Origin of the sequence: Chryseomicrobium aureum, from assembly GCF_016909155.1 — a bacterium.
In the GTDB taxonomy this organism is placed as follows: Bacteria; Bacillota; Bacilli; order Bacillales_A; family Planococcaceae; genus Chryseomicrobium; species Chryseomicrobium aureum.
In genome coordinates, this window is record NZ_JAFBFG010000001.1 from 579094 (window position 1) to 602933 (window position 23840).

Genomic DNA, 23840 nt, shown 5'->3' on the forward strand with positions numbered 1-23840 from the left:
TACTTATACAGTATCATTCAGGGGGTGTCGCGACAAGTGCGACAAAAAAACTATGGACAGATAACGTCCATAGTTTAGGCATTTAATGTTGTATGTGCATCCGCAACAATTTTTTTGAAATCTAGCACTTGTGCAGGTTCATTTGATTTTTTTAGATAAAATAAAAATTCAATATTGCCCTCTCCACCTGTAATAGGGGAGTACGTGGCATCTATAACCTCAAAACCAGCTGTGTTGGCGAATTTCTCCACTTGATATAGAACATCACTGTGTACTTTGGCATCTCGGACAATCCCTTTTTTCCCAACGCGGTCTTTTCCTGCTTCAAACTGAGGTTTAACAAGGGCTACAACCTCTCCACCGTCCACAATTATAGAAGCAAGCGGAGGGAAAATTAAATTCAAAGAGATGAAAGACACATCAATAGTTGCAAGCGTTGGCAGCCCCTTTGTGAAATCTTCTGGCTTGCTGTAACGGAAATTTGTACGCTCCATTACCGTCACCCGCTCGTCACTCCGTATTTTCCAATCGAGTTGGTTATACCCAACGTCCAGTGCATAAGCGTGCGTAGCCCCATTTTGAAGTGCACAATCTGTAAATCCACCAGTAGAAGAGCCAATATCGAGTAATATCGCTCCTTCGATGTCTAGATCAAATGCTTCAATCGCCTTTTCAAGTTTCAAGCCACCGCGGCTGACATACTTTAGTCGTTGACCTTTTAAGACAAATTCACTTGTGACCTCTATTTTCTCTCCTGGCTTCGTGATTTGCATCTCATTGACATACACTTGACCCGCCATGATTGCTCGTTTTGCTTGTTCACGAGATGTAAACAGTTCTTTTTCAACGAGTAGAATATCCACTCGTTCTTTCGGTACTTGACTCATTACACAGTTGCCTGCTGCAATTGTGACTTGATTTGATTTTTCAAATCTTCAACAGAGATGTGAATTTCGTTTAGAAGTTCAGGTACATCACCGTGTTCGATAAACTCATCTGGAATACCGATTCGCGTAACAGGTACATCTAGCTTCTGTTCGTTGTAATGTTCAAGAACACTGCTACCAAAACCACCTTGTAACACGGCTTCCTCAAGTGTAATAAGCGGAATTTGGCGTGCTGCTAAAGAGGCCAGCATATTTGCATCCAGCGGTTTGATGAAGCGTGCATTTACAACTTCTACTGAAATACCTTCTGCTTTTAGTTCTTCAGCTGCTTGCATGGCCATTGGAATCGTTGTACCAAATGTCAATACCGCTACATCCGTACCTTGTTCTAAGACTTCCCAGCTACCGATTGGAATTGTCGTCAACTCCGAATCGAGTGGCACACCAAAGCCGTTCCCTCGAGGATAGCGAAGAGCGATTGGTCCATCATTGTACTCAATGGCCGTCTTCACCATGTGTTGACCTTCATTTTCATCTTTTGGCATCATGATCACCATGTTCGGCATATGACGCAAGAATGCGATATCATAGACACCTTGATGTGTTTCACCATCTGCCCCTACTAATCCAGCACGGTCGATACCTAAAAATACGTTTAAGTTTTGGCGACAGACATCGTGAAGCATTTGATCATATGCGCGTTGTAAGAAAGTTGAGTAAATCGCCACATACGGTTTCATTCCATCCATTGCCATACCTGCTGCCATCGTAATCGCATGTTGTTCCGCTATCCCGACATCAATCATACGGTCCGGGAATTCAGATGCAAAGCCTTCTAATTTGGAACCTACCGGCATTGCAGGTGTAATTGCGACAATGCGCTTGTCCTCTCGCGCGAGCGTTCGAACTGTTTCTGAAATCAAGCCACTCCAAGAAGGGCCTTTTGCAGCAGACTTAACAAAATCCCCTGTTTCCATTTTGTAAGGACCTGTACCGTGCCACGTACCGACTGTGTCGAGTTCAGCTGGTTTAAACCCTTTTCCTTTTTTCGTGAGAACGTGTAAAATGACTGGTCCCTCAGCATTTTTAGCAAACTTGATGTTTTCCTCTAAATCTTCAAAATCATGTCCGTTGATTGGCCCTAGATATGTGAAGCCCATCTCTTCAAAAAATGCACCTGATACCATCAAATATTTTAAGCTGTCTTTGACACGTTCAGCAGTTGAAGCAATTTTCCCACCAACGGCAGGAATCTTCTTCATCAAGTACTCAATATCATCTTTTGCTTTATTGTAAGAACCATGTGTGCGAAGTTTCCCTAAGATGTTATGAAGGGCTCCGACGTTTGGTGCAATTGACATTTCATTGTCGTTTAAGATGACAATCATCTTTGTTTTTTCATGTCCGATATGATTTAGTGCCTCAAGTGCCATACCACCTGTTAATGCACCATCACCGATGATCGGAATGACGTGATTTGATTTTCCTAATACATCACGAGCTTTCGCCATCCCCATTGCTGCAGATAGAGAAGTAGAACTATGTCCAGCTTCCCAAACATCATGTTCACTTTCCACGCGTTTTGGGAATCCACATAATCCTTTAAATTGACGAAGCGTATCAAACTGGTTTGCACGTCCCGTTAAAATCTTGTGTACGTAAGCTTGATGGCCTACATCCCAAATAAATTTGTCTTCCGGCGAATTGAACGCTTTATGAAGAGCGAGTGTCAGTTCTACAACACCTAAATTTGGTCCAATATGACCACCTGTTACAGATAATTTTTCAATAAGAAAATCTCGAACATCTTGACTGAGTGATTCGAGTTCTTCGTTTGACATCGTTTTCAAAAAGGATGGACTTGTTATAGTATTCAGATCCACTTCCATCACACACCTTATCTTGTTATTCCTCTAGTTATAGGTAATTTTAATAATAGCATTAAATGTCTGTTAAAATACAGCGAGAAGTTAGTTCTCCCGGTAGCTAATATAGTCTGCAAAACTTTTTAGTAACCCGTCTTGCTTTCCGATTGCTGTGAGAGCACCTGCTGCTTCTTTGTGATAACGATCCCGTTCAGCAATCGCACCTTCTAAAGTTAGTAGCGCTGGATAGGTACTTTTGTTTGCAGCTTCGTCTTTACCAGCCGTCTTCCCAAGACTAGCTGAGTCAGAAGTCACATCTAAAATATCGTCCTGGACTTGGAACAAAATACCGAGAGCGTGCGCATATGTCATTAATTCTTTTTTCTCTTCAAGTTGCACATTTGCAAGAAGCGCACCGGCTTCAATACTGAAGCGAAGAAGTGCACCGGTTTTTAGTGCATGGATTTTTTGCAAGTGCTCTAGTTCCACAAGCTTCCCCTCTGCCTCCATATCCATCAATTGCCCACCGACCATTCCGGCAGCTCCTGCTGCTTCTGAAAGAAGCGTGATCAACGCTACTTTTTGACTATCCGTATACTGGTTTGATGAGCTAATAAGACGGAAAGCTTCTGTTAGTAAAGCATCTCCTGCCAAAATCGCTGTTGCCTCACCGTATACGATATGATTGGTTGGCTTCCCTCGACGTAAGTCATCATTGTCCATTGCCGGCAAATCGTCATGAATAAGGGAATACGTATGTATATACTCCAAGGCACATGCTGCATCAAGCCCTTTTTCTAATGGAACACCAAACTCATCCAACACAGCCAAAAGAAGCATAGGGCGCACACGTTTGCCCCCTGCTTCTAAAGAATATAGCATGGACTCTTTTAGAGAGTCGGTTAAAGGTTGTGTACGAATCGCCTCGAGCAAATACTGGTCTACTTGCTCAAGGTGCTGCCCGATAAAGTCTTTCACATTTTTCACGTACTTATACCTCCTCTTCCGCTGAGATAAACTGAACAAGCTGCTTTTCAGCTTCTTGCAGTTTTGTTGAACATTGTGCGGATAGTTCCATCCCCTGTTTATAAAGGTCAATTGACTCCTCGAGTGGCACATCGCCTTGCTCGAGCTTACGTACGATTTCTTCTAATTGTTTCATCGCTTCTTCAAATGTTCGTTCCATTCGTTTCACCCTTTTCTATGGATTCAATACGTGCTATGGCAGTTCCATCCTGAAAATGAATCGTTAGTTCGTCATTTTTTTGAAGTTGATTTACAGAACGAATCACTGTGCCTTCTACTTCCGTATAGACAAACCCTTTTTTCATCGTCTGTAGTGGGCTCAATGCTTCTAATGTGCGCAACGTCTCAACAAACTGACGTTTTTTGGAGGTTGTGTTTTGTTTGACCACATATTGTAGACGATCCGTAAGTGTTTGGAGTGCTTTTTGCTCCATTTGTACACGTTTGTCTGGTGACAAATGGTCCAATCGATTTGTTAACTGCGAATAGTGATTTGAGTAACGATCCGTTGAAATTCGGAGGACCGATTCTAACCGTTCGTGTAGCCGAAGATGTTGCTCTACATACGGACGATATAATCGAGAGGCATCCATATAAACAACGGATTTTTGAACTCGCGTGAGTCGGTCTTTCGCATGAAATAGTTTATTCGAAGTTGCTGTGCGCAGGCGCGTTTGTTGATCAGAGAGTACTCGCACCAATTGCACGCGGTCTGGTACAGCAAGTTCAGCTGCAGCAGTTGGTGTTGGTGCACGTAAATCCGAAACGAAATCTGCAATCGTCGTGTCAGTCTCGTGACCAACAGCGCTAATTATAGGGACTTGACTGTTCGCAATTGCCCGAGCGACAGGTTCTTCATTAAATGCCCATAAGTCTTCAATCGAACCACCCCCGCGTCCGACAATTAAAACGTCTAGATCCTGTACCCGATTTGCTTTTTGGATGGATTCAACGATAGATGCTCCTGCACCTGAGCCTTGAACAAGTGTAGAGAACACGGTGACACGTGCAAGTGGGAAGCGACGTTCGAGCGTCGTTAGAATGTCACGAATCGCTGCGCCTGTTGGGGATGTGATGACTCCGATGTGAAGTGGAATTTTCGGAAGTGGTTTTTTCAATGAGGCTGAAAACAGTCCTTCTTGTTCGAGCTTACGTTTTAATTGCTCAAATGCCACAAACAATGCCCCGATGCCATCCGGCTCCATTGATTTTACATAAAATTGATAATTCCCCGCACTTTCAAACAGACTGATATCCCCTGTGACAAAAACATTCATGCCTTCTTCAGCTCGAAATGAAAGTGTTCTTGCTTGTCCCGCAAACATCGCACAGGAAATACGTGCCCCCGCATCTTTCAATGTAAAGTAGATATGTCCATTTGAATGGTATTTCACATTGGACAATTCACCTTTTACATACACTTTTCTTAGATACGGATCGGCATCGAATTTCTTCTTAATATACCGAGTAAGTGCTGTCACGGTTAAATACGCATGTTCCGTCATACCAACGCCCCTTTAGGTAAAAGAAGCTTGTACAAGACGTACAAGCTCGAGTGGTGTAGTTATTTTTTTTGTGCCATACGTTCAGCGCTTAAACATGTATTTTCCATTAACATTGCAATTGTCATTGGACCAACGCCTCCCGGAACGGGTGTAATCGCACCAGCGACAGACTTCACAGAATGAAAGTCGACGTCACCTGAAAGACGGCCATCGGAGTTGCGGTGAATGCCGACATCGATGACAGCGGCGCCAGGTTTAACATGCTCAGCAGTAATCATCAGCGGTTGTCCTGTTGCTACAATTAGAATATCTGCTTGCTTTGTGTATGAAGCAAGGTCTTCTGTGCGAGAATGCGTGTAGGTTACAGTTGCATGGCGGTTTAATAGAAGTTGGCCCATCGGTTTGCCGACGATATTACTTCGTCCGACAATGACAGCGTGTTTGCCTTCAATTGGAATGGCTGCATAGTCAAGTAATTGAATGACTCCAAATGGTGTACAAGGAATAAACCCGTGTTGATTCAACAATAGCTTGCCAACATTCAATGGATGAAAGCCATCAACATCTTTGTCTGGGTGAATCGCTTGTAACACTTTATTTTCATCAATATGACCTGGAAGTGGCAGTTGGATTAAGATCCCATGAACAGATTCGTCATTGTTCAAGTTCTCAATCAGTTCCAACAACTCTTGCCCAGTTACAGTGGACGGCCGTGTTAGTACAGTTGAATCCATGCCTAAACGTTTGCTTGTTTTTTCTTTACTTCCTACATAGGTCTGTGATGCTGGATCGTCTCCCACTAAAACGACCGTTAGCCCTGGGGTAATGCCAGACTGTTTTAAAGTTTCAACACGGTCTTTCACTTTTAAAATTACTTGTTCTGCAATTGCTTTTCCATCAATGATTATCGCTGTCATGTTGCACACTCCTACTTGTTGATGTATTTCGATAATACGCCATTTACAAATCGGCTAGACTGTTCGTCTCCATATGCTTTTGTTAATTCTATTGCTTCATTCACAATTACAGGTTTCGGTGTATCTTCTGTATGTTCAAGCTCAAAAACCGCCATACGTAAAATCGTCCGCTCGATTTTCGGGAGACGATTCAATGACCAATTTTCAAGTTTTTGTTCTAAGCTCTCATCAATTTCTTCTCGGTGCGCGAGTGTCCCTTTGACAAGCGTGTCATAGAACACGTCCTTTTCTTCGGTCACATGCAACATCGCTTCATTGACGTCCATCTCGGAATGATCGAGTTGGAACAACACACGCAGGGCATGCTCGCGGGCTTCTCTTCTTTTCATAGACTTGACTCCTTTTTCACTTCACTATGCTTTTCATCATAGCATAGAAATGGCGGTTACAAAACTTAATTCCCTATTCAGAAAGTTTTTGAGTAATCAAAAAAAGAAGTGCCTCACAGAGGTTCTGTGAAGCACTCTTACTTAATTGGATTCAGGTGTTTCGAATTGAATTCCTGTCACGTGAACATTGACTTCTTTGACTTCAAGTCCCGTCATATTTAAAATCGCTTGACGGACATTTTGCTGAACTTCTTGAGCAACAGTCGGTACAGCCTTACCGTAGCGAATGGTACAAAACACATCGATGAACAACCCTTTGGCCGAGATGTCTGTTTTGATTCCTTTGCCATGCACTTTTTTGCCTAAGAGTTCAACAACTCCAGCAGCAAAGTTTCCACGAGTTGCAGCCACTCCATCTACTTCATGTGCTGCGATTCCTGCAATAACTGTCAAGACTTCAGGAGCAATCTGAATTGATCCGAGATCACCTTTACCTGTAGACATCTGAAAAAATTCTTGGTCTTTTGTTTCAGCCATTGATTGTCTCCTCCTTCATGATTTCGTATGTTTCTAAAAACTTCGTGTCAAAGTCACCTGAGCGGAAGACTTCGTGATCCATTAAACGCAAGTGGAATGGAATCGTTGTTTCGACACCGTCGACGATGAACTCTTGTAATGCACGCTTCATCTTCAATACAGCTTCTTCACGCGTTGGGGCATGCACAATGAGTTTAGCGACCATTGAGTCGTAGAATGGTGGGATTGCATAACCTGGGTACACTGCGGAATCAACTCGAACACCGTAGCCACCTGGCGGGAGATACATGACGACCTTCCCTGGGGATGGCATAAAGTTTTTCGATGGGTTTTCAGCATTGATCCGGCACTCAATTGACCAGCCATTTAATTGAATGTCTTCCTGCTTGATTGTCAATACTTCTCCAGAGGCAACAAGAAGTTGTTGTTTGATCAAATCGACGCCTGTTACCATTTCGGTTACAGGATGTTCTACTTGGATACGTGTATTCATTTCCATGAAATAGAACGAATCGTTAATGTGGTCGTAAATAAATTCGACTGTACCTGCTGATTCATAATTCACAGCAAGCGCTGCTTTTACAGCTGCGTCTCCCATTTTTTGACGCGTGGCTTCTGAAAGTGCTGGAGACGGTGCTTCTTCCACTAGTTTTTGCATGCGACGTTGAATCGAACAATCACGCTCTCCTAAGTGAATTGCATTTCCGTGCCCATCTGCTAACACTTGAATTTCCACGTGGCGGAACTCTTCGATGAATTTTTCTAAGTATACACCAGGGTTACCGAATGCAGCTTGTGCTTCTTTTTGCGTGATTTTGATTCCTGTCACGAGTTCTTCCTCAGAACGGGCCACACGAATCCCTTTCCCGCCACCACCGGCAGTGGCTTTGATGATCACAGGGTACCCGATGTCTGATGCGATAGATTTCGCATCTTCAATTGTCTCTACAATACCTGTTGAACCAGGGACTACAGGAACGCCAGCTGCACGCATGGTTTCACGAGCGACATCTTTCGTCCCCATTTTTGAAATAGCCGAGCTAGATGGCCCGATGAACTTGATGTTGCAAGTCTCACATAGTTCTGCAAAGTCTGCATTTTCTGCGAGGAACCCATACCCTGGGTGAATCCCGTCGGCTCCAGTTAGTTTTGCAACGCTCATAATGTTTGAGAAATGTAAGTATGAATCTTTTGATGTGCGGGGTCCAATGCAATAGGCCTCGTCAGCTAGTTGCACATGCAGTGCTTCTTTATCAGCTTCAGAATAGACGGCGACTGTTTGGATATCCATCTCTTTACAAGCACGGATTATACGCACTGCGATTTCGCCACGATTGGCAATCAATACTTTTTTCATAGTCGTCACCTCTTCGATGAATTATTTAATAGAGAACAATGGCTGACCGTATTCTACTAATTGGCCGTCTTTTACGAGAATCTCGACGATCTCTCCTTCGATTTCAGCCTCTATTTCATTAAATAGTTTCATCGCCTCAACGATACACACGACTGAACTTGCAGTAACTTTGTCCCCTACTTTTACGTATGCATCTGCGTCTGGAGAAGAAGCTTCATAGAACGTTCCAACCATTGGAGAAGTAATTGTTTTATAGGCAGATGTATCAGCAGCTGGAGCTGATTGTTCAGAGGCTGCTTTTGATTCCTCTTGAGCCGGAGCTGCTTGTTCAGCGACTGGAGCAGCAACTTGTGGTGCAGATGGTTTAGCAACAGGTGCTTCTACTACTGTCGTCGTGATGCCATGTTTTTTTAATTTTAGTTTTGTGCCTTCTGATTCAAATACAAATTCATCTAATGATGATTGATCCATTAATTTGATAATTTCTCGGATTTCTTGAATTTTCATTGCTATCAAACTCCCCTATTTAAGTAATGACATTCTTTCCACAGTCTATTCTACCGTTTTTCAACAAAACGCGCACTCTTTTTTAGTACCTGCTCTTATATTTCCCACTTTTCAAACAATAAAAATACTCGCACAAGGCGAGTCTTTAATACGCTGAATAGTCGACTTGGACTTTAGCAGCTTCGGGATATTCTTTTTTCACTGCGTAGATAATGTCATTCGCTTCTTCTGGACTGACCATCTCTGCCGATACATTCACTAACACGTGATCTTCTTGAATTCTCACCAAAGCTTCCGGATAGCCGAGTGATGAATGAGAAATTATTGAGCGCGTGAGACGTATGCGCCTTCTGAAGTATTGATGATCAAACGATCTCCAACATTGATGAATAAAGGAACAGTAACCATTACACCGGTTTCAAGTTTCGCAGTTTTTGAACCGCCACCAGACGTATCTCCTTTGATTCCTGGCTCTGTCTCGATTACTTCAAGCTCGACAGTGTTTGGTAGCTCGACACCAAGCGTTTCGCCTTTATATTGGATAATGCTTAGTTCCATGTTTTCTTTCAAGAACTTCAACTCATATTCGATAGACGTTTCAGGAAGCTCTACTTGATCGTAACTTTCTGTATCCATGAATACGTGCATGTCACCATTTGCATAAAGATACTGCATTTTGCGCGTATCGATCTGTGCTTTCTCTACTTTTTCACCTGCACGGAATGTACGCTCATTCACTGAACCACTGCGAAGGTTGCGAAGTTTCGAGCGAACGAATGCAGCGCCTTTACCTGGTTTTACGTGTTGGAACTCGATAACGCGGTATAAGTTGCCATCAAACTCGATTGTAAGGCCTGTTTTAAAATCGTTTACTGAAATCATGTGATTTCCCCCTATAAAATAACTAATTCTTTTGATGTATGCGTCAGTTTTTCAACGCCTGTTTCTGTGACTAAGGCGTCATCTTCAATGCGCACACCACCGATTCCCGGAAGATAAATTCCTGGTTCAATTGTGATAACCATTCCTGGCTCTAATACAACATCTGAACGAGATGACAATCCAGGTCCTTCATGTACTTCTAAACCAATTCCGTGACCAAGTGAATGACCAAATGCCTGGCCATATCCTTTTGATGCGATGTAGTCGCGAGAAATAGCATCTGCCTCTTTCCCTGTCATACCCGGTTTGATTTTTTCAAGTGCAAGCAATTGAGACTCCAGTACGACTTGATGAATTTCTTTCAGCTGATCAGTGGGTTCACCTACTGCAAGAGTACGTGTTACATCCGAGACATACCCATTGTAATAAGCACCGAAATCCAGTGTAACAAAATCGCCTGACTCAATCACTTTATGTGTTGCGACACCGTGAGGAAGTGCTGAACGGACACCGGAGGCTACAATGATATCGAATGAAGAAGAAGTTGCACCTTGCTTTCGCATGAAGAACTCTAATTCGTTTGAGACATCAAGTTCTGTCATCCCTGGTTTGATGAACGTCAAGATATGTTCATATGCATCATCTGCAATTTTACATGCGTGCTTAATAATAGTAAGCTCGTCTTCGCTCTTAATCAAGCGGATTTTTTCAACAATTCCAGAAGTCGGAACAAGTTCTGTTTCGAGTGCTTTTTGGTAACGATCATACTCGGCATAAGACATCGCTTCTTGCTCGAAACCGACTTTCGTTAGCTGATGTTCTTTCACAACTTCAGCAACTGCTTCGATTAACGTGTTTTTTTGCTCAATGATTGTATAGCCTTCGATTTGTGCATTTGCTTGCTCTGTGTAACGAAAATCTGTAATGAAGAAAGCATCTGACTCCGTAATCAGTGCAACTCCTGCAGTCCCTGTGAAACCTGTTAAGTAACGACGACTGTATGGGTTCGTGACGAGTAGTGCGGATAGTGAAGAATCGGTTAATGACTTGCGTACTTTTTGCAATTTCATGTAGTTGGCCTCCTATTTAAACACTAGTCTTAGTGTAGCATAGCCGAAAACGATTCCGCTATCCTTCAATGATACATAAAAAGCATTTTCCCTTAGAGTACCAGAGAAAATGCTTTTTAACGTATTAGTTATGAATTAAAGTCCACACTTCAACTGCGCTCCACAGTTTGTACAAGTGTTACAGCCACCAAGTTCCTCAACCGTCCCTTTACGACACACTGGACACGTGTTGCCAACTTCTGAACCGATTGTCACATTTGTGCTGCGAAGATCTTGAATTGTATCGATTAAAACGATTGGTCGTTTTTGTTCTACTACTTCATCTTGCACTTCTGTCATATCATTTTCTTCTGCTTTTAGTGTCAATACTTGCGAGTCACGGCTACCGTCGACATAAACTGTTCCACCTTTTGCACCGCCATGGTAAAGACGCTCGTATACGCCTTCTACTTGTTCAACCGTATACCCTTTTGGCGCGTTTACAGTTTTCGAGATAGATGAATCAATCCAGCGCTGAATGATACACTGCACATCTGCATGTGCTTCTGGTTTTAATTCCATTGCCGTCACAAACCACTCTGGAAGTGTTTCAGAAGATGCATCCTGATTACGCTCTAAGTACTCACTAACAATATCCGCTTTTACTTCAATGAATTTACCAAGTCGGCCGCTACGATAGTAAGTGAACGAGAAGTATGGCTCAAGTCCAGTCGATACTCCAACCATCGTTCCAGTAGAACCTGTTGGTGCCACTGTCAATAGATGCGAGTTACGAATTCCTGATTCCAGAATAGACGCGCGAATCGCCTCAGGCATTCCTTGCATGAACCCTGTCTCTGTGAATGCTTTGCGAAGGCGCTCTGTCTCTTGTTCTGTATCACCGACTAAAAACGGGAAGCTTCCGCGTTCTTTCGCAAGTTCAACAGATGTCTCATAAGCTGTTTCAGCAATTGTTTTGAAGATTTCATCAACGAGTATATTTCCTTCATCTGAGCCATATGGTTTCTCACAGTAAATCAGTAGATCCGCAAGTCCCATTACGCCAAGCCCTACACGACGCTCTCCAAGAGCTTGTACTTTATTCTCTTCTAAGAAGTATGGTGTCGCATCAATTACATTATCTTGCATGCGAACACCGACACGTACTGTTTCTTTCAGCCCTTCAAAATCTACTGTTTTCGTATCTTTTTGTGCGAATTGAGCGAGGTTGACCGCTGCAAGATTACACACACTGTATGGTGCAAGTGGTTGTTCTCCACATGGGTTTGTAGCCACTACTTTTTGACCGTATGCTTTTGCATTCGTCTTGTCATTGGCATTGTCGATAAAGAAAATACCAGGCTCTGCAGAGTACGTAGCACAAATATTGATGAGGTTCCAAAGCTCGCGTGCTTTGATCGTGCGGTATGTGCGCACTTCATAGCCCATTTGCTCCCATTCGCGAACATCTCCAACTTTATGCCATTCTCTGTTGTATACTTCCATATCTTCTTTCGAGTAGTTCTCAACAGCTGGGAAGCGAAGATCAAACTCTGCATCGTCTTCAACAGCTTGCATGAACTCTTTCGTCAGTGTGACAGAAATATTCGCACCCGTTAAGAACTCTGAATTATGAACACTGTAGTGTCCACCATCACGTAGTTTAGATTCCGCATCACGAATGATTGCTTCACTAAAGCCGCCCAACCCTGGAATTGCTTTGTAATTGACAATCCCTTGGTACATCTGTTCTTCCTGCATGGAAAGTGGCTTGAATTTTAATTTATCTTTTGCGAGTTGTGTAATCCATTCATCATGCGTATTTTCGATCAAATACCGCAAAATTCGCGGATTTTGCATCTTAGAGATGATGAACTCCGCAATATCTGGATGCCAGTCTGCAAGCATAATCATTTGCGCTCCACGACGAGATCCACCTTGTTCAACAAGATGTGTTAATTTCGCAATATCATCTAGCCACGAAACAGATCCTGAAGACTTCCCGTTCACTCCACGTGCAAGTGTGTTCCGAGGACGAAGTGTAGAACCATTTGTTCCAACTCCCCCTCCACGACTCATGATTTCCATAACTTGTTTGCGGTGATCACTAATTCCTTCGCGTGAATCTGGAACAAATGGCATCACGTAACAGTTAAAGTACGTTACGTCTGTTTCAGCGCCTGCTCCGTAAATGACGCGTCCAGCTGGGATGAAATTGAGTGAAACAAGTTGTTGGTAAAATTTCTCGAACCATTCTTTGCGTTTTTCTTCTGTCGTTTCAACACTTGCAAGTCCTGTTGCATTGCGAAGAGCAATTTGCTCATAAAAAAGCTCAAGTGGTTTTTCAATCACAGATAGCGGTCGTGTGATTTCACCAGTCTTCGCTTTTTCAGGGTCGTCGATTGCACTGCGATATTCTTCATCAATGCGAACGACAGCTGTTTTCTTGTCCCAATCTATTGAGACGATTTGCCCAAGTCCACGCGCAGGGAATTTTGGGTCTTCTTTTACTGTTAGTACAACAAAATCATCTGCTTGGAGTGTTTTTTTCTCCGTATCTTTGAAGGAATAACGGTCGATCATCACCAGTCGTGAGACGCCCTTGTGTGTTAACTTCATATCTGGTGTGATGGGGTGAACTTGAGGAAATTTCTTGATTGCTTCGTTCAATTGTTGGATAGCTTGTTGATGTGTTTGTAGAGTAGATGGTGAGACCATGTAAATTCCTCCCGAAATAGATTATTCACTTCTTGACACAATATATAGTGTATATAGAAATCATAAAGCACAATATATTGAATGTCTAGTTTGAACTTACCTCTTTCGAAATATGAAACTTTGAACCTATTTCGGAGGAATTCCATAGCCCAGAAGTGGCGATTATTTTCTAAAATTCCATTCTGGTGAGCGATACCTTGATGCAGCTAGATTCTTCACATATGCTTGCTGTTGTTCATCAAGAGAAAAAGAAGTGAGGTGAATATTTAGAGCCGATTCAAAGCCATCACGGAAAGCGGGAATGCAGTGATCAACCGTTACCGGATTTGATACTATTTTGTTGATTGAGATAGCTTTTTGCCCTAAGCTCTTTTTCACTTTTTCTTTGTGGTCTTCAGAACTATAAGAAAAACAGTTAATATATTTTTCTTCGTCTAAATCTACAAGAATTGCTCCATGCTGTAAAATCACGCCACGTTGACGTGTTTGTGCAGATCCCGCAACTTTCTTGCCCTCCACAACCAATTCATAATAAGACGGCGCATCGAAACAGACAGCTGATTTTGGCTGGTTTAAGGACTCACGATCGCTTTCCGTTTTAGGAATAGAAAATTGTGCCCGCATTCCGAGATTGCGAAACCCCTGTAAAATACCTTCACTAATCACGCGGTACGCTTCTGTTACCGTCTTAGGCATGTCCGGGTAGTCTTCTGAGACGATGACGCTGTACGTCAGTTCATCTTCATGTAATACTGCGCGTCCTCCTGTGGGTCTTCTTACAAAATCAAGTCCCATGTCTTTTACAGCCTGCAAATTGATGTCGCGTTCCACCCGTTGGAAATAGCCAATTGATAATGCAGCAGGTTGCCATTGATAAAAGCGAATGATAGGTGGGATGAGTCCTTCCGAATGCCATTCAAGCAGCGCTTCGTCTAAAGCCATGTTGTATGCGGCGTCTTGTTTACCGGAATCAAGGAAATACCAAGTGTTTGTCATTGAATTGCCTCCGTTTATCATTGAATCTCTCTACACTACTACATTATAATAGAAATAGAGAAGGGAGTAATGAAGTTGTTAGAAATCGTCTTAGGTATTTTAGGTGCCATCATTGTGTTTGGGATTTACACATTCTTTACTGGAATGAAAATGAAGAAATCTGTGACGACGCTCTCTCAGGATGAGTTTATCCAGGGATATCGCAAAGCGCAGTTAATCGATGTACGTGAACCAAAGGAATTTGACGGTGGTCACATTCTAGGTGCCCGTAATATTCCTGCAAGTCAAATGCGTACGCGTATGAAAGAGATTCGCAAAGACAAGCCCGTTTACTTGTACTGTCAAAGCGGTGCTCGCAGCGCCCGTACAGCACTGACACTTAAAAAGAACGGATATGACCAGCTCTATCAGTTAGAGGGCGGCTTCCGTAAGTGGACAGGTAAGATCAAATCCAAATAAATCGTTAATGAAATCAGTATCTACTCTTCCTTTCAGAGTGGATGCTGTTTTTTATTGATTAATGATTTAAATGGTAAGGTCTTGAGTGATTTTAGAAAGATGCGCGAAATAGTTTCCATAATACCAGGAAGTGGTGAACGTCAGGAAATAACCGTCGAATCTTTCGACTTAGCCACTGAATCTTTCCATTTATCCATCGAATCTTAAGACACAATTGCCAAACGCACAAAATAAAACGCCACTCGCAAAATCACGAGTGGCGTTCTCCACATCTAGCAGTTACTTCGTATAACGCAACACAGGCTTACGCGCTGCTTTCGTTTCATCTAGACGCCCGATCACCGTCGTATGTGGCGCATTTTGCACCATTTCTGGATTCTCTTCTGTCTCTTTTGCGATTTGAATCAATGCATCACAGAATGCATCTAACGTTTCTTTCGACTCTGTTTCCGTCGGCTCAATCATCATTCCCTCTTCTACATTTAACGGGAAGTAAATTGTTGGCGGATGATAGCCAAAGTCAAGCAGGCGTTTCGCCATATCCAGTGTACGTACGCCCAGTTTCTTCTGACGACGACCACTTAGTACAAACTCATGCTTACAGTGGCGGTTGTATGGAAGGTCGAAGAACGGCTCTAAACGACGCATCATATAGTTTGCGTTTAATACGGCATATTCTGTTACCGCTTTTAGTCCGTCTGGCCCCATTGAACGAATATACGTGTATGCACGTACGTTGATTCCAAAGTTTCCGTAGAACGGTTTTACGCGTCCGATTGCTTGTGGACGGTCGTAATCAAATGTGTAGCGGTCATCTTTTTTCACAAGGACTGGTGCTGGCAAGAACGGAATCAAATCTTTCTTCACGCCAACTGGACCAGAACCTGGACCACCACCACCGTGAGGACCTGTGAATGTTTTATGCAAGTTCAAGTGAACACAATCGAAGCCCATGTCGCCGGGGCGTGCTTTTGACATAACCGCATTTAAGTTTGCTCCGTCATAGTAAAGCTTTCCGCCGACACCGTGAATGATGCTCGCCATTTCTAAAATATGCTCTTCAAATAATCCTAGTGTGTTCGGGTTTGTCAGCATAAGCGCAGCTGTGTCATCGCCTGCCACGCGGCGTAGATCTTCTAAATCCACTAGACCGAACTCATCTGATTTAACAGTTACTGTTTCAAAGCCCGCAACTGTTGCTGATGCTGGGTTTGTTCCGTGCGCTGAATCTGGAACAATTACTTTTGTACGATGGTGATCACCGTTTGACTCGTGGAACGCACGAATCATCATAAGGGCAGTCCACTCTCCGTGAGCTCCTGCTGCTGGTTGAAGTGTTACATCATCCATACCCGTAATTTCAATCAAATGCTCTTGAAGGTCGTACATCAATTCCATTGCACCTTGAACAGATGATTCATCTTGTAATGGGTGAACGTTAGCAAATCCAGGGAAACGCGCAACGCTCTCATTGATTTTCGGGTTGTATTTCATCGTACATGAACCAAGTGGGTAGAAACCTGAGTCTACACCGTGGTTTCGATTTGAAAGTGCCGTGTAATGACGCATAATATCTAACTCTGATACTTCTGGAAGCTCTGCTTCTTCCGCGCGCAACATACCTTCAGGCAGAAGAGAAGAAAGATCAACTTCTGGTACATCTAAATCTGGCAAGCTATAGCCGATTCGGCCTTCAGTGGATAGTTCAAAAATCAAGGGTTGGTTATCTTTATGCATAATAAGCCCCCATTTCCTGCACAAGTGCATCGATTTCTTCTTTCGTGCGTTGCTCAGTTACCGCAACTAATACGTGATCTTGAAGATCTTTATAATATGTGCCTAGGTGTAGTCCACCGATAATTTCTTTTTCTAGTAGATGAACATTCAAACCTTCTACACTGCCTGGTAGTTTCACAACGATTTCGTTGAAGTGTGCGCCATCAAATACTACTTTGAATCCAGCTGCTTCAAAAGCTTGCTTCGCGTATGCTGTCTTCGCGATGTTTTGAATCGCCATATGTTTTGTGCCTTGCTTTCCAAGAGCGGTCATCGCAACACTTGCAGCTAAAGCATTCAATGCCTGGTTTGAACAGATGTTTGATGTCGCTTTATCCCGACGGATATGCTGTTCGCGCGCTTGAAGTGTCAATACATAGCCACGTTGCCCTTGATCGTCAGTCGTTTCACCAACTAAGCGACCTGGCACTTTACGCATCAATTTCCCCGAAACCGCAAAGTATCCACAGTGTGGTCCTCCGAATGCTTCAGAAATCCCAAACACTTGCGCATCTCCAACTGTAATGTCCGCACCGAATTTACCTGGTGGTGTTAACACGCTTAATGCGAGTGGGTTGGAAGAGCTTACAAATAGGGCACCGTGTTCGTGCGTCATGTCTGAAATAGCTTGCATGTCTTCAAGTTGGCCAAAGAAGTTTGGATATTGAACCATTACGGCTGCAATCTCATTTGATAATTGCTCTTTTAATGCTGCAAGGTCTGTCTTCCCGTCTTTCTGTGCAACAACTTCAACAGCAATATTTTGACCGTGCGCATACATCTTTACAACATCACGGTACTCCGGATGTACAGCTTCAGAAATCAAAATCTTTTTGCGACGTGTGTGGCCTGCCGCTAAATTTCCAGCCTCTGCAAGTGCAGTTCCGCCGTCATACATAGAAGAGTTCGCAAGTTCCATCCCTGTCAATTCACAAATCATCGTTTGGAATTCAAAGATTGCTTGCAATTCACCTTGTGAAATTTCTGGCTGATACGGTGTGTACGCCGTATAGAACTCAGAGCGAGAAATCACATGGTCGACAATCGTTGGTTTGAAGTGATCGTAGACGCCTGCTCCGATAAACGATGCGTAACGTCGGCTGTCTGCATTTTTTGCAGCCATTTTTGTTAACTCTTTTAGTAACGCTGTTTCCGATTTTGCAGGTTTGATATTGTACTCCCCTTTGAATCGAACTTTTTCAGGGATATCAGAAAATAACTCATCAATAGAAGATACTCCAATTGTTTCGAGCATTTCTTTTTGATCCTGCTCAGTCATTGGTAAGTAACGGTGTTTGATCATAACTGGATCGCTCCTTTTATTTTTGTCGCTTGTAAAATGGCGTTGCTACAGTCACTGCTTTTAGACGCTTATTACGAATTTCAACTTCAACCTCTTGACCGAGTTCCGTATAGTCAGCCTTTAGGAGGGCAAGACCAATGTTTTTCTTTAAAGTTGGTGATTGTGTACCTGTTGTCACTTCGCCTACCTCTACGTCTCCAACGAATACTTTGTATCCGTGACGAGGAATTCCTTTATCGATCATTTCGATACCGACAAGTTTACGTGGTTTGCCTTTTGCGACAATTGCATCTTTTCCAATGAAATCTTCTTTCGCTGTTTTAACCGCAAAGCCAATTCCAGCTTCAAGTGGTGAGATATCTTTTGATAATTCTTGACCATAAAGAGGTAAACATGCTTCAAAACGCAGCGTATCACGTGCTCCCAAACCTGCTGGTACGACTTCACCTGAAGATAAAAGAGTTGTAAATAAATCAGGAAGTACTTCGTTTTTTGCATATAGCTCGAAACCGTCTTCTCCCGTATACCCTGTGCGTGAAATGATTACGTCTTTACCATCGACTTGTCCCTCAACAAACGTAAAGAATTTTAAGTCTGCTAGAGGTGTTTCTGTATAATTTTGAAGGAATTCTTGAGCTGCTTGACCTTGGAGCGCAAGTAACCCCCAGTCATCCGATTGATTGTCAATATGAACGTCGCCTGAGACATGCTCGTTCATCCAAGCTACGTCTTTGTCGATATTGGATGCATTTACGACTAACAAATACTTTTCATCATCAAATTTATACACTAACAAGTCATCAACTGTTCCGCCGTCTTCGTAACACATCGCCGCATACATCGCTTTACCAGGTACGAGCTTCGAGATATCGTTCGTGACAAGCTTTTGAATGAATGCTTCACTATCTGCCCCAGTGATCCAGACTTCTCCCATATGGGATACATCGAACAAGCCTGCTTTTGTACGGACAGCTTCATGCTCCTCTTTAATGCTAGAAAACTGCACAGGAAGGTCCCATCCACCAAAATCAATCGTTTTTGCTCCGTAATCAGCATACAAATCATACAAAGGTGTACGTTTCAAATCTATTCCTCCTTAGTTGAATTCATAGTATTGTGAATTTTTCGCATAAAAAAAGACAGAAACCCAATTTCGTGGGTCTCTGTCCTGTTACCTGAAAGTTTTGCCATAGGCTTATCTTCTTTGGTGGCTAGTGTTTAGCTCTCTCCAGAGGTGCGTCCAGTCCGAGTCTTTTTGCCTGAGAGATTCATGTACTAGACATTTGCTCCTTCGGCGACGCAAAATGCGTTCTCTCCCCGTACCTTCATCCGCAATTTATGCTGTTTTCAATACCTACATCCTAACATTCACGTATTGAAAACGCAATCTTTTTCTGTTTTTGAGTTTATACACGAACTATATAATGAAAATAAGTAGTTAATGTTCGCTTTTTAAACGATTTACTTGAAATGCACAGTATTCTGTTATCTGTCGCAACGTTTTTCCTTCTGTTCGAATGACAATATGGGCTGCTTTTTTGTAAAATGGAAGCCTTTCATTGTACAATTTTTCAATTTGTTCACGAGTACTGCGCTGGACAATCGGACGATTTTTGTCGCGGTGAATTCGCATCCAAATATCTGGAAACACTGCATTTAAAAACAATACAAGTCCTGTCTCTCGCATAAGCTTCCTGTTCTCTTCTGCTATAGCCGCACCTCCACCGGTAGAGATTATACAATACTCATCTCTAAATCCTGCCAAAAATTCGGTCTCGAGCTTTCGAAAATGGGCTTCACCATATCGTTCAAAAATTTCTGGAATGGACATGCCTTGTTGTTTGACGATTTCTTTGTCCATGTCATAGAAGGGTATTCGAAGTGCGAAGCTCAGTCGCTTTCCGATTGCCGTTTTTCCACAGCCCATAAAGCCGATTAAGTAGACTTTTTTCACTACACTCACTCATTTACTTCGATTTGTTTTTTTCAGTATACACTATCCACCGCTGCTCTGCCTTCTCCCTATAGATTTTTTCCAGAGAATCATAAAAGTTGAGTTGAGCGAGGTAATGCGCCGATCCAAACAACATGGCTACGAGAAGTAGTTGAACAATTAATAAGGTGAGTGGCAAGATATACCCTCTAGAATACAACATCTCGATAAGTCTCCCTTTTAAACGTTTCACCAGACAGCAACTCCACAGAGAGTACAACTTTATTTTCATCTACTTTTATTGTGCAGGACGAGACATTCAACAGCATCGGTTCATTTCCTGCCCCGTTCTTAGATTTACGAATCCGTGTCCCTACTTTTTCATAGCGATGCACTGTTGTTTGTTGCACGATGTTTAAGGAACACGAAGAAAAGTGCGGACTAACGTGGCTGCTGGAATGAATCAAATGCGTAAATTCCAACCAGAATTGATCGAATTCCTGATGCTCCGCACTCTCAGTATTTTTTACATAGTCTGCTAGTACCGCAGAAAAAACTAACAAAAGTGTAGTGGTGAGACCTAGCACCAGAATTTGCAAGAGCTGATCTGCTAGTGTAAATCCCTTCTCACTTTTTATTCTCGGCAAGAGAGTTCCTCTCCATTTTTGGCAATGCACCACATCTCTCCCTTCCAATAACTTGTATAGATTTCATTATCTAAGACAAGTCTCCCTTCTGATTTACCAACCAATTCATATTCCGCTAAAGTAGTGAAATAATCGAATTTTGAGGCAGTAAGATTTTCAGTCATCGCAGTCACTAATGGAACGGTCGTGAAAATCAACACTAACAAACAGCTAAATGCAGCAAGCGCCTCTACTGTACTCCATCCGCGTTCATTCAAGCTGCACCCTCCCTTTCCCAATATGAACCGTAATGGTCTTATCTCCTTTTGAAGTTATAAAGATTGCGGTCCCAAAGGAAGTGATTGATCCATCCGCAGTAAATTGGATGATTGATAAATAAGAGGTATCTTTAAACCTAACACTGTCAGGAAACTTGACTCGTTTAAGCTCATTAATTCCCGAATGTATTGTATAAACGTTTTGTGCGGAAGAAAAATTTACGGCATAAGGACGTTTTTGCTCGATGGAGGAGACTTGCGCAGACAAAATATCCTGTTTCAGGAGTAAGAAGAATTGCGTTTCCTCTATTTTTATAGAAGTTCGATAGCTGTATAGAATTGAAAAACTAAGTACTAGAGTAGCAATGAGTAATACAACGAGTGCTTCCGGAAATGTAAAACCTGACTCATTCTTCATACGCTTCACTTATTGTTAACTACACCTGCAGCTATCGTTAATTCGGTACCGTCTGGGCAGACCAATGGACCCTCTTTTACAAATCCCTCTGACTGTAAGTCAGCAAGGTCTGGTTTTTTCTTAAACTCGAGTTTATAAGACTCGATTTGACTAGAAAGCATCGTGCGATAGGCCTCGCATCCCTTTTCATCAATCGTCGCGGTTTGTCGTGCGATATTAGGAATTGTCACAAGCAATAATACAGAAATAATTAATAAAACGATCATCATTTCTACTAAAGTAAAACCTTTTTGATTTTTAAGCCATCTCATATTGAATTCCTCCTAAAGTGATAGTAGATTGTACATCGGTAACATTAACGATAAATAGGCACTCACCACTAAAGCGCCCAATACTAAAAATAAGACTGGTTGCATTATTGCAATCGCTTTTGTGACTTTTCGCTCAAGAGTATCCATTGTAAACTCTTGAAACAATTCAAGTTCCTTCGCAATATAACCATGGATTTCACCATATTCCACATATCGAATCAATGCTTTTGTGAACCACCCAGATAAATGCATAGCTTTTGAAAATGAATGACCACTATTCAGATGAAAGAGAGTAGCAGTTGCCGATGACTTTAAAAGTTCTGAACGGTTGGACTCCATGTAGCGAAGTGATTCTGCAATGGTAAAACCACTTTCAAGTAACATACTCAAGTCTTTTGATAGCATATATCCAGTCAGCTCGTTTTGGTACTTTCGGATAATACGGAATTGTCGAAAACGGTGGGTATTGGGTTTTCTTCTCATACTACCTATTACACACGCCATCATGACGAACAAAATAGCGGCTCCAGTTATAAAATAAAATGGCAAAGAAAAGACTATCTCTACATAGGTCACAGCTTCTGGATTTGCACGTTCAATAATGGGACGAAAAATCGGAAGGAAATATAATTTGAAGACAACAAATAACAGAGACATGAAGAACAATAGTCCGACTGGGTAGCTAAGGGTCCGGATTGCCTTTTGTTTTAAGTTGTATCGGACACGTAAATTATGCGCCGTCACTTTAAAAATGCGACTTATTTGGCCGTGAACTTCTGCTAATTTGATGGATTCTACAATAGCAGAGGAATAACCAAGATAGTGAAAACCCATCGATAACTCACCCCCTTCTTCAAACAATCGTTTTAATTCATCGACTTTATCAGAAGATAAGTAAAATGGTGTAAGTATAAACAGGGCATCTGTACTCGAGATTCCTTCCTCTATCGTAACAGCCAGCTTATCCAAAAGTTCCGCCTGTGCCTGTGGATGCATCACTTACTCTCGAACCGCATGTTCAATTTGATAGGCAAGTGATAAGTCGTGAGGAATTGTTGGTCGCTGTCCATTTTGAATTGAAACAACCAAGGATTGGATGTCGTCCGTCTCTAAAATTTCGTATACCGCACCTAGTGCATGCTTCACCTGTTTACGCAGTAACAGACGCTGAGAAATATATGCGCGCGAAACTTGGTTGATTTCTTCAAGCGTTACGTCTAAATCAAGTAAACGGTAAATCGCACCGATTGCGTCTTTCGCATGAATTGTTGAAATTACTAGGTGGCCAGTTAGAGCTGCCTCCACTGCAATTTTAGCTGTCTCTTTGTCACGTATCTCACCTATTAAGATGACATCTGGAGAATGCCGTAGTATCGCTCGGAGTCCTGCAGAATAGGTCAGACCTGCGCCTTCGTTGACTTGAACTTGTAATAAATAGTCTTGGCTAACTTCAACAGGATCTTCCAAAGAGATCACGTGGCGTGCCAGCTCATTGGAGCAATACTTCGTTAGAGCATACATCGTCGTAGATTTCCCAGAGCCAGTAGGACCTATTAGCAAAACCAAGCCTTGTCGTGACGCGACAATTTTACGTAATTGGACTGCTTGTGAGGCACTTAAACTAATTTCATCAATAGGAACACTTACATTGGGTTTGGCAATGCGAATTACCATACTCTCTCTTTTGGAAACAGATGATAGGGTAGAAACACGGAAATTGTAAAATAAAGAGTCGAAGGGCATTTCAAATGCACCACTTTGAGGATTTCGCTTATTGGTAATATCAAGTGAGGATAAAAATTTGAAGTACGTAACAATTCGATCACCGAATGCATGGGGGATTTTACCGGCATCGAACATTTGTTGATTTCTTCTGAACAACAGCTGATAACTTTTTTCTATAGGTATAAAATGAAGATCTGACGCTTCAAATAAAATCGCTTTTTCAAGCAATTCTTTGCTCTTCTTTTCAATTGGATTTAGTTCAGACAAAGCTAGCTCCTTTTCTCCAGTACATCCTGCATCGCCACCAGAATGTAGTTTAAGTATACCTAAACAAAATTGTCTGTCTAGCATTATTTCTGAATTATCAGAACTTTAT

Annotated in this window: 26 protein-coding genes and 1 riboswitch; of the genes, 1 reads left to right on the plus strand and 25 read right to left on the minus strand. The window is 42.3% G+C overall.

Features of this window, described 5'->3' with window-relative positions; all coding sequences use genetic code 11:
* Positions 1–74: 74 nt before the first annotated feature.
* From JOD03_RS02970 to JOD03_RS03040, 15 genes are all read right to left on the minus strand, one after another.
* Positions 75–887 (minus strand): TlyA family RNA methyltransferase, encoded by an 813-nt coding sequence (locus JOD03_RS02970; RefSeq protein ID WP_204589310.1) that lies wholly within the window; start codon positions 885–887, stop codon positions 75–77.
* A complete protein-coding gene (dxs, locus tag JOD03_RS02975) occupies positions 887–2776 on the minus strand; it encodes a 1-deoxy-D-xylulose-5-phosphate synthase (RefSeq protein ID WP_239584760.1) in 1890 nt (629 codons plus the stop codon). Before dxs ends, JOD03_RS02970 begins: the two co-directional genes overlap by 1 nt.
* Positions 2777–2857: 81 nt before the next feature.
* Positions 2858–3739, minus strand: a complete 882-nt coding sequence (locus JOD03_RS02980) for a polyprenyl synthetase family protein (protein ID WP_338032423.1) — start codon at positions 3737–3739, stop codon at positions 2858–2860.
* 4 nt (positions 3740–3743) lie between these two features.
* Positions 3744–3938 (minus strand): exodeoxyribonuclease VII small subunit, encoded by a 195-nt coding sequence (gene xseB, locus JOD03_RS02985; RefSeq protein WP_239584761.1) that lies wholly within the window; start codon positions 3936–3938, stop codon positions 3744–3746.
* Positions 3922–5283, minus strand: a complete 1362-nt coding sequence (gene xseA / locus JOD03_RS02990; RefSeq protein WP_204589313.1) for an exodeoxyribonuclease VII large subunit — start codon at positions 5281–5283, stop codon at positions 3922–3924. The genes xseB and xseA overlap by 17 nt, the downstream gene beginning before the upstream one ends.
* Before the next feature lie 59 nt (positions 5284–5342).
* Entirely contained in the window at positions 5343–6200 is an 858-nt protein-coding gene (gene folD / locus JOD03_RS02995; protein WP_204589314.1) for a bifunctional methylenetetrahydrofolate dehydrogenase/methenyltetrahydrofolate cyclohydrolase FolD, read from the minus strand.
* Positions 6201–6211: 11 nt separating this feature from the next.
* Positions 6212–6589, minus strand: coding sequence for a transcription antitermination factor NusB (gene nusB / locus JOD03_RS03000; RefSeq protein WP_204589315.1), 378 nt, complete (start codon positions 6587–6589; stop codon positions 6212–6214).
* A gap of 141 nt (positions 6590–6730) precedes the next feature.
* Positions 6731–7126: an Asp23/Gls24 family envelope stress response protein gene (locus JOD03_RS03005; protein ID WP_204589316.1), complete on the minus strand. Its 396-nt coding sequence runs from the start codon at positions 7124–7126 to the stop codon at positions 6731–6733.
* Positions 7119–8483, minus strand: coding sequence for an acetyl-CoA carboxylase biotin carboxylase subunit (gene accC, locus JOD03_RS03010; protein WP_204589317.1), 1365 nt, complete (start codon positions 8481–8483; stop codon positions 7119–7121). Before accC ends, JOD03_RS03005 begins: the two co-directional genes overlap by 8 nt.
* A 21-nt stretch (positions 8484–8504) precedes the next feature.
* Positions 8505–8990: an acetyl-CoA carboxylase biotin carboxyl carrier protein gene (gene accB, locus JOD03_RS03015; RefSeq protein WP_204589318.1), complete on the minus strand. Its 486-nt coding sequence runs from the start codon at positions 8988–8990 to the stop codon at positions 8505–8507.
* A gap of 145 nt (positions 8991–9135) precedes the next feature.
* A complete protein-coding gene (locus JOD03_RS03020) occupies positions 9136–9276 on the minus strand; it encodes a hypothetical protein (protein WP_204589319.1) in 141 nt (46 codons plus the stop codon).
* A 35-nt stretch (positions 9277–9311) separates the two neighbouring features.
* Positions 9312–9872, minus strand: coding sequence for an elongation factor P (gene efp, locus JOD03_RS03025; protein WP_204589320.1), 561 nt, complete (start codon positions 9870–9872; stop codon positions 9312–9314).
* An 11-nt stretch (positions 9873–9883) separates the two neighbouring features.
* Complete coding sequence (locus JOD03_RS03030) at positions 9884–10942, minus strand: M24 family metallopeptidase (RefSeq protein WP_204589321.1); 1059 nt, start codon at positions 10940–10942, stop codon at positions 9884–9886.
* A gap of 135 nt (positions 10943–11077) precedes the next feature.
* Positions 11078–13639 carry a vitamin B12-dependent ribonucleotide reductase gene (locus tag JOD03_RS03035; RefSeq protein ID WP_204589322.1) on the minus strand — a complete coding sequence of 854 codons (2562 nt, stop codon included), beginning with the start codon at positions 13637–13639 and terminating at the stop codon, positions 11078–11080.
* A 162-nt stretch (positions 13640–13801) separates the two neighbouring features.
* Positions 13802–14635 carry a lipoate--protein ligase family protein gene (locus tag JOD03_RS03040; RefSeq protein ID WP_239584762.1) on the minus strand — a complete coding sequence of 278 codons (834 nt, stop codon included), beginning with the start codon at positions 14633–14635 and terminating at the stop codon, positions 13802–13804.
* Positions 14636–14704: 69 nt separating this feature from the next.
* Between JOD03_RS03040 and JOD03_RS03045 the strand changes: the two genes are divergently transcribed.
* Positions 14705–15094 (plus strand): rhodanese-like domain-containing protein, encoded by a 390-nt coding sequence (locus tag JOD03_RS03045; RefSeq protein ID WP_204589323.1) that lies wholly within the window; start codon positions 14705–14707, stop codon positions 15092–15094.
* Between the two features lie 279 nt (positions 15095–15373).
* On the opposite strand, the gene gcvPB is transcribed toward JOD03_RS03045, so the two are convergent.
* From gcvPB to comGA, 10 genes are all read right to left on the minus strand, one after another.
* Entirely contained in the window at positions 15374–16831 is a 1458-nt protein-coding gene (gene gcvPB / locus JOD03_RS03050) for an aminomethyl-transferring glycine dehydrogenase subunit GcvPB (RefSeq protein WP_204589324.1), read from the minus strand.
* Entirely contained in the window at positions 16824–18170 is a 1347-nt protein-coding gene (gcvPA, locus tag JOD03_RS03055; protein WP_204589387.1) for an aminomethyl-transferring glycine dehydrogenase subunit GcvPA, read from the minus strand. The genes gcvPB and gcvPA overlap by 8 nt, the downstream gene beginning before the upstream one ends.
* 19 nt (positions 18171–18189) lie before the next feature.
* A complete protein-coding gene (gcvT, locus tag JOD03_RS03060) occupies positions 18190–19263 on the minus strand; it encodes a glycine cleavage system aminomethyltransferase GcvT (protein ID WP_204589388.1) in 1074 nt (357 codons plus the stop codon).
* A 147-nt stretch (positions 19264–19410) separates the two neighbouring features.
* A riboswitch (glycine riboswitch) is annotated at positions 19411–19502 on the minus strand.
* A gap of 109 nt (positions 19503–19611) precedes the next feature.
* On the minus strand, positions 19612–20127 hold the full coding sequence (locus tag JOD03_RS03065) for a shikimate kinase (protein WP_204589325.1): 516 nt from the start codon (positions 20125–20127) through the stop codon (positions 19612–19614).
* 188 nt (positions 20128–20315) lie between these two features.
* Positions 20316–20753, minus strand: coding sequence for a ComGF family competence protein (locus tag JOD03_RS03070; protein WP_204589326.1), 438 nt, complete (start codon positions 20751–20753; stop codon positions 20316–20318).
* Positions 20741–21010: a hypothetical protein gene (locus tag JOD03_RS03075; protein ID WP_204589327.1), complete on the minus strand. Its 270-nt coding sequence runs from the start codon at positions 21008–21010 to the stop codon at positions 20741–20743. The genes JOD03_RS03070 and JOD03_RS03075 overlap by 13 nt, the downstream gene beginning before the upstream one ends.
* Entirely contained in the window at positions 21003–21428 is a 426-nt protein-coding gene (comGD, locus tag JOD03_RS03080; RefSeq protein WP_204589328.1) for a competence type IV pilus minor pilin ComGD, read from the minus strand. Before comGD ends, JOD03_RS03075 begins: the two co-directional genes overlap by 8 nt.
* A 5-nt stretch (positions 21429–21433) precedes the next feature.
* The gene (gene comGC / locus JOD03_RS03085; protein WP_204589329.1) at positions 21434–21739 is read right to left on the minus strand and encodes a competence type IV pilus major pilin ComGC; all 306 of its coding nucleotides are present in this window, start codon (positions 21737–21739) and stop codon (positions 21434–21436) included.
* Between the two features lie 12 nt (positions 21740–21751).
* Positions 21752–22735 carry a type II secretion system F family protein gene (locus JOD03_RS03090; protein ID WP_204589330.1) on the minus strand — a complete coding sequence of 328 codons (984 nt, stop codon included), beginning with the start codon at positions 22733–22735 and terminating at the stop codon, positions 21752–21754.
* Between the two features lie 3 nt (positions 22736–22738).
* The gene (gene comGA / locus JOD03_RS03095) at positions 22739–23731 is read right to left on the minus strand and encodes a competence type IV pilus ATPase ComGA (protein ID WP_239584765.1); all 993 of its coding nucleotides are present in this window, start codon (positions 23729–23731) and stop codon (positions 22739–22741) included.
* Between the last annotated feature and the right edge of the window lie 109 nt (positions 23732–23840).

What these genes read in the sequence shown, in the direction of transcription:
- xseB (WP_239584761.1), bottom strand. Translation starts at nt 3,938, where the DNA reads ATGGAACGAACATTTGAAGAAGCGATGAAACAATTAGAAGAAATCGTA.
- comGC (WP_204589329.1), bottom strand. Translation starts at nt 21,739, where the DNA reads ATGAGATGGCTTAAAAATCAAAAAGGTTTTACTTTAGTAGAAATGATG.
- comGD (WP_204589328.1), bottom strand. Translation starts at nt 21,428, where the DNA reads ATGAAGAATGAGTCAGGTTTTACATTTCCGGAAGCACTCGTTGTATTA.
- folD (WP_204589314.1), bottom strand. Translation starts at nt 6,200, where the DNA reads ATGACAGCGATAATCATTGATGGAAAAGCAATTGCAGAACAAGTAATT.
- JOD03_RS03005 (WP_204589316.1), bottom strand. Translation starts at nt 7,126, where the DNA reads ATGGCTGAAACAAAAGACCAAGAATTTTTTCAGATGTCTACAGGTAAA.
- JOD03_RS02970 (WP_204589310.1), bottom strand. Translation starts at nt 887, where the DNA reads ATGAGTCAAGTACCGAAAGAACGAGTGGATATTCTACTCGTTGAAAAA.
- dxs (WP_239584760.1), bottom strand. Translation starts at nt 2,776, where the DNA reads ATGGAAGTGGATCTGAATACTATAACAAGTCCATCCTTTTTGAAAACG.
- accC (WP_204589317.1), bottom strand. Translation starts at nt 8,483, where the DNA reads ATGAAAAAAGTATTGATTGCCAATCGTGGCGAAATCGCAGTGCGTATA.
- gcvPB (WP_204589324.1), bottom strand. Translation starts at nt 16,831, where the DNA reads ATGCATAAAGATAACCAACCCTTGATTTTTGAACTATCCACTGAAGGC.
- JOD03_RS03035 (WP_204589322.1), bottom strand. Translation starts at nt 13,639, where the DNA reads ATGGTCTCACCATCTACTCTACAAACACATCAACAAGCTATCCAACAA.
- efp (WP_204589320.1), bottom strand. Translation starts at nt 9,872, where the DNA reads ATGATTTCAGTAAACGATTTTAAAACAGGCCTTACAATCGAGTTTGAT.
- nusB (WP_204589315.1), bottom strand. Translation starts at nt 6,589, where the DNA reads ATGAAAAGAAGAGAAGCCCGCGAGCATGCCCTGCGTGTGTTGTTCCAA.
- accB (WP_204589318.1), bottom strand. Translation starts at nt 8,990, where the DNA reads ATGAAAATTCAAGAAATCCGAGAAATTATCAAATTAATGGATCAATCA.
- JOD03_RS03045 (WP_204589323.1), top strand. Translation starts at nt 14,705, where the DNA reads ATGAAGTTGTTAGAAATCGTCTTAGGTATTTTAGGTGCCATCATTGTG.
- xseA (WP_204589313.1), bottom strand. Translation starts at nt 5,283, where the DNA reads ATGACGGAACATGCGTATTTAACCGTGACAGCACTTACTCGGTATATT.
- JOD03_RS03030 (WP_204589321.1), bottom strand. Translation starts at nt 10,942, where the DNA reads ATGAAATTGCAAAAAGTACGCAAGTCATTAACCGATTCTTCACTATCC.
- JOD03_RS03090 (WP_204589330.1), bottom strand. Translation starts at nt 22,735, where the DNA reads ATGCATCCACAGGCACAGGCGGAACTTTTGGATAAGCTGGCTGTTACG.
- JOD03_RS03040 (WP_239584762.1), bottom strand. Translation starts at nt 14,635, where the DNA reads ATGACAAACACTTGGTATTTCCTTGATTCCGGTAAACAAGACGCCGCA.